Here is a 12,348-nt window from a genome sequence, read left to right on the forward strand (position 1 = left end):
GTGGCCGACCGGCCACCGCCCCGCTTCCGTGCTCACGCGCGCTCAGGACCCGACGGTCTCAGAGGTCGAACTCGTGCGGCGGCAGGTCCAGCGCGAAGCACGCCTCGCGGACCATGGCCCGCTCCGTCGCGTCGAAGTCGCCGTCGGCGCCACCGATGACGATGCCGATCTGGACGACCGCCCGCGCCTCGGCGGGCTTCTTCTTGGCCTTCGCGACCTCCTGGAGGACGGTGACCTTACCGAACGCGAAGTCGGCCGTGAGCCTGTTCAGATAGTCGTCGAAGCGCCGCTGGAGATCCTCCGCCGGGAAGTTCTGCAGCACCTCGTTGGAGGCGATCAGCGAAGCGACCCGCTGCCGCTCCGCAGGGTCGACGGAGCCGTCGGCGGCGGCGACCAGGGCACACATGGCCATGCTCGCGTCGCGGAAGGAGCCGCTCTTGAGATCGTTCTTCTTCGCCATGAGCTGCGTCTGCATCGTCGCGGCGGATTCCTTGAACCGGTCCCACAGGGCCATTCGTTCATCTCTCCTCAGGTGTCACACAGAACACTCCGGCAACGTCCGGGAGCGCCGTCGCGTGCCCGTACGGGCGAGCCGGTTCGTTCCGCACCGCCGGGGCCCCGTTTCCGCGCCGGTACGGCACTCCGCACGCCCGTCCCGGGTAAGGTGCCCGCCGACCACCGACCGCACCCGATGCCACCGACCCGCAGCACGCTGGGAGCACCCCTCATGCCGACCGAGCCGACCCTCCAGAACGTCTCCTTCCCGAGCGCCGGGACCACCGCGTACGGCTATCTGGCCGTCCCGCCCGCCGGACACGGCCCCGGCGTCATCGTCATCCAGGAGTGGTGGGGGCTGACCGCCCACATCAAGGACGTCGCCGACCGCTTCGCCCAGGCCGGCTACGTCGCGCTCGCCCCCGACCTGTACGGCGGCCAGGTCGCCCACGACTCCGGCGAAGCGCTGCGGATGATGACCGAACTGCCCACCGCCCGGGGCGTCGAACTGCTCTCCGGGGCCGTGGACCACCTGCTGGACCGGCCCGAGACGGAGGGCGCGACGGTCGGCGCGGTCGGCTTCTGCATGGGCGGCGGCTTCGTCCTCAGCCTCGCCGCGGCCGACCCGCGGGTCTCCGCCGCCGTGCCGTTCTACGGCGTCAACAAGGACGGCGTACCGGACTTCTCCGGGCTCAAGGCGGAAATCCTCGGCCACTACGGGGAGCGGGACGAGAGCGTGCCGCCGGACAGCCTCGACGAGCTGAAGGCGGCCATCGCGTCGCAGTCCGGCATCGTCCCGGTCTTCCACGTCTACGCGGGGGCCGGCCACGCCTTCTTCAACGACGGCCGCCCCGAGGCGTACCACGCCGAGGCGGCCGGCCGGGCGTGGGACCGTACGCTCGCCTTCCTCGGCGCCCGGCTCGGCTCCGCCTGACGCGCGCCCTCCGGCACGCCTCGGGCGGGCGGGGGAGCGGGGGACGGCGGCGCTTCAGACGGGCGCCGTCCCCCGCCACAGCAGCAGCGCCACATCGACCCCCGCGACGACAACGGCCGCCAGGAACGCCGCCCCCGGCCGGTGACGCCCCAGCACCGCGCCGCCGGCCGCCGCGCCCAGCGCCACCACCAGGGCGAGCGCCCCCGCCGCGCCGGGGACGCCCAGTGCCAGCAGCGCCGTGGCCGCCACCAGCGGGACCGGCAGCAGCGTACGGGCGCCCGCCGGGCCCAGCCGCTGCGGCCAGCCGCGTACCCCCGCCGCCAGGTCGTCCGCGATGTCCGGCAGGACATCGCCGAGATGCGCCCCGACCCCCACCAGCGCCGCCGCGGCCACCACCCACCAGGCGGGCAGCGGCCGCCCCGGCAGACCGAGCGTCACGAAGGCGGGCAGGGAGGCGAACCCGATCGCGTACGGCAGCCAGGAAGCCGCCGTCGACTTCACCCCCAGGTTGTACGCCCAGCCCGCCACCACGCCCGCCAGATGCACCGCCCCGGCGAGCGCCCCGTACAGCAGCGAGAGCGGAACGCACAGGGCCAGCGCGGCCAGCGCCGCGCCCCGCACGGCGCGCGCGGTCACCGCCCCGCCCGCCACGGGCTTGCTCCGCCGGCCCGCCGCCCCGTCCCGCGCCGCGTCGACCGCGTCGTTGCTCCACCCGATGGAGAGCTGCCCCGCCAGCACGGCCGCGGTCGCGAGGACGCAGCCGGGGCCGTCCTGCCCGGCGGCCACCGCCAGCCCGGCCACCAGCAGCGTCACCACGGCCGTCGGCCCCGGGTGACACGCCCTCAGCAGCCCGCCCACGGACCGCGGCCACCGCCCCGGCACCCCGCCGACCGGCCCACCGACCACGATGCCCGATTCGTCCCTCGCGTCCACGGGCCCATCGTAGGACCCGCTCGTCCCGACGGCGCCGCCCCGGCGTACCGGTCCGCCACCGGGGGGCCGTACAGGCGACTTCGCGTGTGGCGCGGTGGCGCGGGGGCAGGGATGGCACGTCCGTAGCCCTCCGACCCCGGACCGCAGATGACTCGCATCGCAGCCGTCCACGGAGCCCTGGCTCCGCATCAGCACCGCCAGCACGACCTCACGGACACCGTCGCCAGAAGCTGTCTGCCCGCGGGGGCCGACCGCCGGGTGCTCGACCGGCTCCACCGAGGCACCCGCGTGACCACGCGTCATACGGCCCTGCCGCTCGACCGGTACGGCGCCCTCGAAGACTTCGGCGCGGTCAACGACGTCTTCATCGACACGGCCGTCCCGCTGGGCGCCGAGGCGGTCGGCGGCGCGCTGGACGCGGCGGGGCTCTCCCCGCGCGACGTCGACCTGCTGATGTTCACGTCCGTCACCGGCATCGCCGCGCCCTCCGTGGACGCGCGCCTGGTGGGACGGCTCGGGCTGCGCCCCGACGTCAAGAGGGTGCCGGTCTTCGGCCTCGGCTGTGTCGCGGGAGCCGCCGGGATCGCCCGGCTGCACGACTACCTGCTCGGCCACCCCGGGGACGTCGCCGTCCTCCTCTCGGTGGAGCTGTGCTCCCTCACCTTCCAGCGGGACGACGCCTCCACGGCCAACCTCGTCGCCTCCGGGCTCTTCGGCGACGGCGCGGCGGCCGTCGTCGCCTGCGGCGCCCGGCGCCGCGCCACGGGCCCCGCCGTCGTCTCCACCCGCAGCCACCTCTACCCGGACACCGAACACGTGATGGGGTGGGACATCACAGGATCCGGCTTCCGGATCGTCCTGGACGCGAGCGTTCCGGACGTCGTACGGAAGAATCTCGCCGCCGACGTGGACGGCTTCCTCGCCGACCACGGTCTGGCGCGCGAGGACATCACCGCCTGGGTGTGCCACCCCGGCGGGCCGAAGGTCCTGGAGGCGGTCGAGGAAGTCCTCGCCCTGCCGTCCGGAGCCCTCGACCTCACCTGGCGCTCGCTGGCCGCCGTGGGCAACCTGTCCTCCTCCTCGGTGCTGCACGTCCTGCGCGACACCCTGGCGGAGCGGCCACCACCGGCGGGCACGGCGGGGCTGCTGCTCGCGATGGGACCCGGATTCTGCTCGGAGCTGGTCCTGCTCCGCTGGTAGCCGCGGCGCCACGAGGACAGAGAGGCAGGGGAAGAGATGATCTGGTACACCGCGCTCGTCCTGGCCGTGGGCGCGGAGCGCGTCGCCGAACTGGCCGTCGCGCGCCGCAACGCCCGCTGGAGCCTGGCGCGCGGCGCCGCCGAACAGGGGCGGGGACACTATCCGACCATGGTCGTCCTGCACACCGGCCTGCTGCTCGGCTGCCTCGCCGAAGTGGCGCTCGCCGACCGGCCCTTCGCGCCCGTGCTCGGCTGGACGATGCTCGCGGTCGTCGTCGCCGCGCAGGCGCTGCGCTGGTGGTGCATCCGCGCCCTGGGACCGCGCTGGAACACCCGGGTCCTGGTCGTGCCCGGGCTGCCCCTGGTGACGGGCGGCCCGTACCGGCTGCTGCGCCACCCCAACTACGTGGCGGTCGTGGCCGAAGGCGTCGCACTGCCCCTCGTGCACGGCGCCTGGCTGACCGCGCTGGTGTTCACCGTGCTCAACGCCGCTCTGCTGACCGTCCGGATACGGTGCGAGAACGACGCGCTGCGGACGGCCGGGGCCGGCGCCCGGCCGTGATCGACCTGCTGGTGGCCGGCGGCGGACCGGCCGGACTCGCCACCGCCGTGCACGCCGCCCTGGCCGGTCTGGAGACCGTGGTGATCGAGCCGCGCCCCACCCCGGTCGACAAGGCGTGCGGCGAGGGCGTGATGCCCGCCGGGGTGCGCGCGCTGGCGGACCTCGGCCTCGAAGGACCGGGCGGCCACGCCCTGCGCGGGATCCGGTACGTCCACGGCGCGCACCGCGCGGAGGCCGTCTTCGACGCGGGCCCCGGCCTCGGCGTACGCCGCACGGCCCTGCACGCCGCGCTGGCGCGACGGGCCGAGGAGACCGGCGTACGGATGGTCACCGGGCGGGTCGGGGACATCGAGCAGAACGCCGACGCGGTCACGGCGGCCGGGCTGCGGGCGCGCTGGCTGGTGGCCGCGGACGGGCTGCACTCACCGGTACGGCGCGGCCTCGGCCTGGAGCTGCCCGGCCGGGGCCCCCGGCGCTACGGGCAGCGGCGGCACTACCGCGTCGCGCCGTGGACGGACTTCGTCGAGGTGCACTGGTCGGCGACCGGCGAGGACGGTGAGGCGTATGTGACGCCGGTGGCCGGTGATCTGGTGGGGGTCGCCGTGCTGAGCACGGTCAGGCGCGGTTACGACGACCACCTCGCCGCCTTCCCCGACCTGCGGGCCAGACTCGCGGGCGCGCCCGCCGGAGCCGTGCGCGGCGCGGGCCCGCTGCGCCGCCGCGTACGCCGCAGGTCGGCGGGGCGGGTGCTGCTCGTGGGCGACGCGGCCGGTTACGTCGACGCGCTCACCGGCGAGGGCATCGCGCTCGCCCTCGCGTCGGCCCGGGCTGCGGTGCGCTGTCTGCGGGCGGGGCGGCCCCAGGAGTACGAGGGCGCGTGGCGGGCGCTGACCCGCCGCCACCGGCTGCTGACGGAGGGGCTGCTGCGGGTCGCGGGCCGTCCGGCGGGCGCCCGGCTGCTGGTCCCGGCGGCGGCGCGGGCCCCTGCGCTCTTCACGGCGGTGGTGCGCGCCCTCCAGTGACCGCCCCGCGCCCGCGGTTCAGGGGGACAGATCGGCGGCGGGGTCCGTCACCGGCGGGGCCATCGCGGCCACCGTGCGGGGCAGCACATGCGCGAGGTAGTCCTCGATCGTCGTCTCCAGGCCGACATCGCGCCCGGCCGCCTCCGACAGGTACCAGCGGTGCTCCAGCACCTCGTGGTAGATCTGCGCCGCGTCCATCTCGCCGCGCAGCTCCAGCGGTACGGCCCGTACCGTCGGCCGGAACACGTCACGCACCCAGCGGTGCGCCAGTACCTCGGGCCTGGCGCCCAGCGGATCGCCCGGGGCGTAGTCGTCCTCGCCCGCCATCCAGCTCTCCAGGTCGTTGAGCAGCCGCCGCGCCTGGTTCTCCTCGGCGTCAAGACCGGTCAGCCGCAGGAGCTGGCGCTGGTGGTGGCCCGCGTCCACGACCTTCGGCAGGAACGTGACGGTGTCGCCCTGGGGGGAACGCTCGATCTGCATCTCCGCCACGTCGAACCCGAGATCGTTGAGGCGGCGGATCCGCCGGTCGATGTAGTGGCGCTTGTCCACCGGATAGACCGACTCGCGTGTCACCTCGTGCCACAGGTCCTCGTACCGCCGCACGATCGCCGTGCCGAACGGCACGGGGTCGACGGACGGGTGCAGCGCGCCCGACGCCTCCAGGTCCATCAGCTCGCCGGCGATGTTGACCCGGGCCAGCTCGATGTCGTAATCGCGCTGCCCCCGGCTGAGGTTCTGCTGGAGCTGACCGGTCTCCGCGTCCACCAGGTAGGCGGCGTACGCCCCGGCGTCCCGCCGGAACAGCGCGTTGGACAGCGAGCAGTCGCCCCAGGCGAACCCGGCGAGATGCAGCCGTACGAGCAGTACGGCCAGCGCGTCCATCAGCCGCTTGACGGTGGTCGGACGCATAGTCGACTCGAACATCGAGCGGTACGGCAGCGAGCCCTTGAGATGGCGGGTGATCAGCGTCGGCTCCAGGGGCGCGCCGTCCGCGTCCACCCGGCCGGTCACCACCGCCACCGGGTCCACGGCGGGGATGCCGAGCCGGTGCAGATCGCGCAGCAGCCCGAACTCGCGCACCGCGCCCCGCTCGGATATCTCCTTGACCGCCACGACCTCGGGGCCCGCCGAGGCGAACCGGACCACATGGCGCGAGATGCCGCGCGGGAGCGCCACCAGGCACGCGTCGGGCCACTGGTCGAGCGGGATGTTCCAGGGCAGGTCCAGGAGTACGGCCGGCTGCTCCGGATTGGTCGCGCTGATCTGGAGCGCCATCGTGCCTCCCACTGCGGTCGTCGGGCGGGCACCGGGTCCCCGGCCGCCGGGGACAGTGTGCCGGGTGGGATTGTGCCACCCCGACGGCGTCACGCGTACCGCGCTCACGGTGTCAGCGGGTCAGCAGCAGTTCGGTGTTGCGGTCCGTCGAGGTGCCCGCCGGAGCCGTGGTGGAGCCCGGCGCGTTGTGCGACAGCTCCCGGTAGAGCGCCGCGAGCCCGGTCTGCGAGAGATCCGTGAAGTCGGTGCGGTGCGGCGCGGACGACTCGATCAGGGTGGTGAACAGCGACAGCGTGCCGTCGTTGTTGTCCGCGATCTCGATGACCCGGGCGAGCTGCGGGAAGTCGATGTGCGAGGCCGTGGAGATCTCCCAGAAGCCGCCGCGCGGCGCGACCGCGTTGCGGTGGCTGTGCCCGTTCACCCAGGCCAGCACCTGCGGACTGCGCCCCAGCAGCTCCAGCACCTCGTCGCCGCTGTGGCGGGCCTCGCCGGGGTGCGCCGGGTCGGGGTGGGTGTTGGTCATCGTCCAGCTGTTGTGGTGGCTGAAGACCACGACGTAGTGGTCCTTGAGCTCCTTCAGCGTCCGCTTCAGCCAGGTGAACTGGGCGGTGTTGAGCGAGCCCGTGAAGTGGCCGCCCCGGTCGGTGGTGTCGAGGCTGATCCCGGTGACGTTCTCGCCCATCGGGAACGTGTAGTAGAGCGTGTCGCCGTCGAGATTGGCCGCCGTGTAGCCGTGCCCGGCCGGACCGGCCCCGGCGCGCGCCGGATCGAGGTGCGCCTTCAGATAGTCGCGCGGACCGAACGGCGCCCGGCCCGGGTCGGGCGTGATGGTGCGCATCCGCCGCTTCGAACGGCGCAGCAGGTCGATCAGCTTGGCACCGGAGGGGTCACCGCCCTTCGAGAGCTGCTTCAGCATCTCCTTGGCCTCGGCGTCCGGGACGCCGTACAGCTTCTTCGCCCCGACGGCGAACTCCGCGAGGAACCCGCTCCGGTCGGCCATCGCGCCGCTCGCCAGACCGTCGTGGTTGCCGACCGTCGAGTACCACGGGATCCGCAGCCCGGGGCTGTTCACCGAGCGGATCGCGGCGTCGAGGAAGCCGTCGATACGGGGGTAGCCGAGCCGCTTGTCGGTGTCACGCAGGGCGTCCTCCGGGTGCCAGAACAGCCGTTCGCCGGAGTTCTGCACGCCCTCGTAGCGGCGCGGGTCGCCGGTGTTGGGGGAGACGCGGCCCCCGCTCATCACCGTGAGGAACCAGTCGAGTTCCGCGTGCGAGTTGTTGTCGGTGTTGTCGCCGGTCGTCACCGCGAAGGAGAGCGGCGCGCCCGTGGCAGGACCGTTCCTGAGCGCGTTGATCTGCTCGACCAGGGACACCGCGCCCGGCACCGTCAGTGCCTCCTGCGGGCGCCACCCCGAGAGCTGCTGCGAGCGCAGGTACTCGGTGCGCACGGGGTGCTGCACATCGACCAGATGCAGGTCGGTGAGCTGCACGAAGGAGGTGAGGACGGTACGCCGCCCGGCGCGCCCGGCCCGCGGGGCCGCGAGCTGCTCCCGTACGACCCGGCGCCACCCCGGTCCGTCGCCGAGCCGGCGGAAGGCCGCGGCCGTGTCGCGGGGGGCGGCGACCGTGTCCAGGGTGGTACGGGCGGGCACGGCGGGGGTACGGACCGGGGCCGCCGTGGCCGTCGGGGCCACCGGGCCGCGGGGGCCGGGGACGGTGGACGCGGCGGAGGCCTCCCCGGAGTTGCCGCCCGCGCCGAGAGCCAGCCCGATTCCCGCCGACACACCGACCGCTCCGGTCGCGGTGAGGAAGGAACGGCGGTCGACGCCGGTGACTGCGGAGCGTATGCGTGTCATGGTCCGGTCTCCCGAGTACGAGCGCGTCAGCGAGCGCGCCGGGGGACGGCCCCCTGGCTGCACCTTGATGCTTGACACCGGGCGTGGCCTGCGCGTGAACGACGTTCCAACGTCCGACACCCATCTCCGCACAGGGATCACCGTGGCGGCGAAGCGTCGCCGTCCCCTCGGCCGCAGGACCGGAACAGGTCGCTCACCGTTCACCGCGCGGGGAAGCGGGCGGAGCGGCGCCGGGAGGGCGGGGGCCGGAAAACCTGGCTCGCTTCGGACGCATAGGTCGCGGGAGAGCGGGCACACGCCTCATCGAGCCAAGCTCACGGCCCTTCCCCCTCGGCCGCATGAGCCTTCCCGGCCCCACCGGCGCATCCCCCTCGCCGGTGGGGCCGTCCCCTTTTTCGCAGCCGCGCCGTACGCCGTCCCGTACGCCGTCCCGCGCCCCGCCCCGCGCGCCGCCCTGTGTGTCGTCCGTGTGTCGTCGGCCGCCGTGGACGCGCGCCGCACCCGGGCCGTGGGGAGGCCGGAGGCATGTGCCGCCGTGTGCGCCTGCAATGCCCGGCCATCGACGGTCGTGGACGGTCGTCCCAGGTCGGCGCTGGTGCGCCGCCCCGTCCCCGCCCGCGTGTCCGGCGACGCGGTGGCCTGCCGGCCACGCTCCCGTCCTCGATTTCCCCTGCGGAGATTCCGGTTGGGTCACAGTTCCACGGCGACGGCGTGGGCTGTTCGCCCTGCGCGGACGGACGGCGCGTCCGCACCGTGGGACACCCACCGGACAGGGGGTGGACGCCTGGTCCGGACCAGGCGTGGCGCAGATCACTGCGGTGCAGGTCAGAGGGGGAGGCGGGGCGCGGCGGGAACGGAGGCCCCCGGTGCGGACCGATCGGTACCGGGAGCGCCGAAGCGCTCCCGTTGCGTCACCGGCACGTGCGAGCCAGGGAGCTCCCGCGGGACAGAGGCGTAACCTCGCTTGATCAACGGAGAGTTGCGAAAGATCAGCAAAGTGTTCGAAGGGCCGGATCAGGGCCCCTACACTGATCGCCGCAGCGGCAGGGTGTGCTCGATCAGCTCGCCCGGCCGGTGGGCGTGGTACGACCGCGCCTTCGCATGACCCAGCCGGAACGTTTCACCCCCCACTGTCCTTGAGGATCTATGTCGACCATCCATTCATCCGGGCGCCTCCTCGGCGGTCTCCTGGACCACTGCGTCGCCCGTCACCTCCGGGTCCCGGGACCACCAGGGACGGGGGCGGAGAGCCGGTGCTAGCCCCTTCCGCCTTCCAGCCACCCTGCGCACGGACGGAGCCCAACCGGCGGACGGAGCACCACTGATGGCGAGTGAGAACTTCCGACCCGTCTACCACCCGGCCGGCCACGACAACGATCTGCGCGCGGCCGTGCAGGAGTTGCGCACCGGACGCTGGGTCTCGATGCGCAACCTCCTCGACGGGACCCGCGACTGGTCCCTGTGGACCCAGCGCACCCAGGTGCTCGCCACCGTGGCCGCCGGATCCGACGCCGTACAGGCCTGGCGGAGCGAGGAGCCCGGCAGCGTCGCCGCGAGCGTCATGCACACCCGCGTCCTGGTCGAACGCGCCGTACGCGCCCACCGCGAGGGGCACGCGCGCACCCAGGAGCTGTGGCAGCAGGCGTGGGAGGCGTGCGGCACCGCCGCGCGGCAGGCGCCCGAGGACCCGGTGCCCTGGGTGTGTCTGCTGGCGCTGTCCCAACTCGACACCAGGCAGCGGCTGGAGGAACACCGGCTGCCGCCCCCGGGGCCGATGCTGTTCCCCGGCCCGTGGGCCCTGCTCGCCGAGGTGGACAAGCGCGATCCTTACAACCGCGAGGCGTACCACCGCATGCTGCAGTTCGTGTACGCGCGGCGGTCCGACGGCTCCCTCTCGGAAGCCGTCAACTTCGTCCAGTGGGCCGCCTCCTCCGCCCCCGAGGGCTCGCCGCTGCACGCCATGCCGCTGTTCGTCAGGACCGAGCGCTACCGCCGCGACAACGGCCACGAGAAGGCCCTCGACCTGCACTGGGTCACCGAGGACGCCACCCGCGACGCCCTGCGGGCGCTGAACCTCTGGTTCGACCACACCGTCCTGGCCGAGGCGTCACTGCTCGACCTCAACCACCTCGCGCACGCCCTGTGGGGCGCCCTCCAATTCGGCGAGGCGGCCCGGGTGTTCGAGGCGCTCGGCCCGTACTACGTCTCGGTGCCCTGGGCGTACCGTACGCGCAGACCCGGTGACGCCGCCGAGGCCGAGGACGTGTTCCTGCGGGCCCGGAGCCGCTGTCTCACCGCCGCGCGCGATTCCCGTAAGGGCCCGCCCGGCTGAGCCGCGCCCCGTACCGCTCCTGGCTTGACCCTCTCCCCGCGGCCGTCCCCCTCCGCCCGCTCAGCTCTCTCCCCCGTCCCCGCCCTTTCGTGTGTTCCGTTCCGGAGGTAGTTCCATGTCCGTTTCCCCGCCTACCTGGTCGAAGACCGAACCCGCGCCGGCGGTCGACGAAGAGAAGCGGCTGCGTGAGCTGGGCTATCAGCCGGTGCTCGCCCGCCGTATGGGCGGCTTCGGCAACTTCGCCATCAGCTTCTCCGTCATATCCATCCTCTCCGGCTGCATGACGCTCTACGGCTTCGGCATGGGCACCGGCGGTCCGGCCGTGATGCTCTGGGGCTGGGCGGGCGTCGGACTCTTCGTCCTCTGCGTCGGCATGGCGCTGGCCGAGGTCACCAGCGCGTACCCGACCTCGGGTGCCCTCTACTACATGGCCGACCGGCTCGGCGGGCGCAAGTGGGGCTGGTACACCGGCTGGCTCAACCTGCTCGGACTGCTCGGCGCGATCGCCGGAATCGACTACGGCGCCGCGCTGTTCACCGGGGCCTTCCTCAACCTCCAGTTCGGATTCAGCCCCACACCCGGCTGGACCTTCGTCATATTCCTCTGCATTCTCTTCCTGCACGCCGTGCTGAACCTCTTCGGCGTCCGACTGGTCAGTGTGCTCAACTCCATCAGCGTGTGGTGGCACCTGGCCGGCGTCGCCGTCATCGTCGGCGCTCTCGCGATCGTTCCTGACAGCCACCAGTCGCCCTCCTTCGTCTTCACCGAGTTCGTGAACGACACCGGCTGGCAGAACCCGCTCTACGTCGCGGCCATCGGCCTGCTGCTCGCCCAGTACACCTTCTGCGGCTACGACGCCTCCGCCCACCTCTCCGAGGAGACCTCGAACGCCTCCGTCACGGCGGCGCGCGGCATCGTCCGCGCCATCTGGGTCTCCTGGGTCGCCGGATTCGCGCTGCTGGCCGGCCTCACCTTCGCGATCCAGGACTACGCCGGCGCCCAGAACAGCGCCACCGGCGTGCCGCCCGCGCAGATCCTCATCGACGCCCTCGGCACCAGCGGCGCGACGGCCCTGCTGCTGCTCGTCATCGTCGCGCAGCTCTTCTGCGGCAACGCGGAGGTCGCGGCGGCCAGCCGGATGGTGTTCGCCTTCAGCCGCGACAACGCGCTCCCGGGCTCCGCGCTGTGGCGGCGCGTCAGCGGCCGTACGCAGACCCCGGTGCCCGCGGTCTGGCTGTCGGTCATCGTCGCCGGCGTGCTCGCCATCCCCTCCCTGTACTCCGCGACCGCGTACGGCGCCGTGACGGCGATCAACGTCATCGGCATCACGCCCGCCTACGCCATCCCGATCTTCCTCAAGCTGCGTGCCAAGGACCGCTTCGAACCGGGCCCCTGGACCCTGGGCCGCTGGTCCAAGCCGATCGGCTGGATCGCCGTGGTGTGGGTGGCCCTGGTCACCGTGCTCTTCTGCCTGCCCCAGACCAACCCCGTGACCGTCGACTCGATGAACTACGCGGTGATCGCGCTGGCCGTCGTCCTGGTTCTGGCGACCGCCTGGTGGTACATCGCCCGCGGCTCGTACAGCACCCCGCAGGCGTACGGCAACGCCCGCGAGCAGTCGGAGATCTCCGAGGGCATCGTCTGACCGACGGCCTCCGGCCGTCCCTGAGGGGGTGGTGGCGTGCGACGGGCTCAGGCCCGGCCCGCACACCACCACCCCTTCTCCGTCCTCGGGCTCCCA

Annotated in this window: 10 protein-coding genes; 6 read left to right on the forward strand and 4 right to left on the reverse strand. The window is 73.4% G+C overall.

All coding sequences use genetic code 11. The features are described 5' to 3' along the window. Positions 1–58: 58 nt before the first annotated feature. Positions 59–514 carry a tellurite resistance TerB family protein gene (locus tag ACFXPL_RS33170; RefSeq protein WP_384926647.1) on the reverse strand — a complete coding sequence of 152 codons (456 nt, stop codon included), beginning with the start codon at positions 512–514 and terminating at the stop codon, positions 59–61. Positions 515–727: 213 nt separating this feature from the next. Here ACFXPL_RS33170 and ACFXPL_RS33175 point away from each other — a divergent pair, with 213 nt between their 5' ends. Beyond that, positions 728–1,429, forward strand: a complete 702-nt coding sequence (locus ACFXPL_RS33175; protein WP_384926649.1) for a dienelactone hydrolase family protein — start codon at positions 728–730, stop codon at positions 1,427–1,429. A 54-nt stretch (positions 1,430–1,483) separates the two neighbouring features. Here ACFXPL_RS33175 and ACFXPL_RS33180 read toward each other — a convergent pair whose 3' ends face one another. Next, on the reverse strand, positions 1,484–2,362 hold the full coding sequence (locus ACFXPL_RS33180) for a UbiA family prenyltransferase (protein WP_384926651.1): 879 nt from the start codon (positions 2,360–2,362) through the stop codon (positions 1,484–1,486). 147 nt (positions 2,363–2,509) lie between these two features. Between ACFXPL_RS33180 and ACFXPL_RS33185 the strand changes: the two genes are divergently transcribed. From ACFXPL_RS33185 to ACFXPL_RS33195, 3 genes are read left to right on the forward strand one after another with little or no spacing between them, the layout of a single operon-like run. Next, positions 2,510–3,562, forward strand: coding sequence for a type III polyketide synthase (locus ACFXPL_RS33185; RefSeq protein WP_384926653.1), 1,053 nt, complete (start codon positions 2,510–2,512; stop codon positions 3,560–3,562). Positions 3,563–3,598: 36 nt separating this feature from the next. Then, positions 3,599–4,123: an isoprenylcysteine carboxyl methyltransferase family protein gene (locus ACFXPL_RS33190; RefSeq protein ID WP_384926655.1), complete on the forward strand. Its 525-nt coding sequence runs from the start codon at positions 3,599–3,601 to the stop codon at positions 4,121–4,123. Continuing rightward, positions 4,120–5,145, forward strand: coding sequence for an NAD(P)/FAD-dependent oxidoreductase (locus ACFXPL_RS33195; protein WP_384926697.1), 1,026 nt, complete (start codon positions 4,120–4,122; stop codon positions 5,143–5,145). The genes ACFXPL_RS33190 and ACFXPL_RS33195 overlap by 4 nt, the downstream gene beginning before the upstream one ends. Positions 5,146–5,163: 18 nt before the next feature. Here ACFXPL_RS33195 and ACFXPL_RS33200 read toward each other — a convergent pair whose 3' ends face one another. Continuing rightward, positions 5,164–6,420 (reverse strand): DUF4032 domain-containing protein, encoded by a 1,257-nt coding sequence (locus tag ACFXPL_RS33200; RefSeq protein WP_384926657.1) that lies wholly within the window; start codon positions 6,418–6,420, stop codon positions 5,164–5,166. Between the two features lie 112 nt (positions 6,421–6,532). After that, positions 6,533–8,275 carry a TIGR03767 family metallophosphoesterase gene (locus tag ACFXPL_RS33205; protein ID WP_384926659.1) on the reverse strand — a complete coding sequence of 581 codons (1,743 nt, stop codon included), beginning with the start codon at positions 8,273–8,275 and terminating at the stop codon, positions 6,533–6,535. A 1,324-nt stretch (positions 8,276–9,599) separates the two neighbouring features. Here ACFXPL_RS33205 and ACFXPL_RS33210 point away from each other — a divergent pair. Further along, positions 9,600–10,607 (forward strand): hypothetical protein, encoded by a 1,008-nt coding sequence (locus ACFXPL_RS33210; protein WP_384926661.1) that lies wholly within the window; start codon positions 9,600–9,602, stop codon positions 10,605–10,607. Positions 10,608–10,722: 115 nt separating this feature from the next. Continuing rightward, positions 10,723–12,252: an amino acid permease gene (locus tag ACFXPL_RS33215; RefSeq protein ID WP_384926663.1), complete on the forward strand. Its 1,530-nt coding sequence runs from the start codon at positions 10,723–10,725 to the stop codon at positions 12,250–12,252. Positions 12,253–12,348: the final 96 nt, after the last annotated feature.

Origin of the sequence: Streptomyces sp. NPDC059092, assembly GCF_042756365.1 — a bacterium.
Taxonomy (GTDB): domain Bacteria; phylum Actinomycetota; class Actinomycetes; order Streptomycetales; family Streptomycetaceae; genus Streptomyces.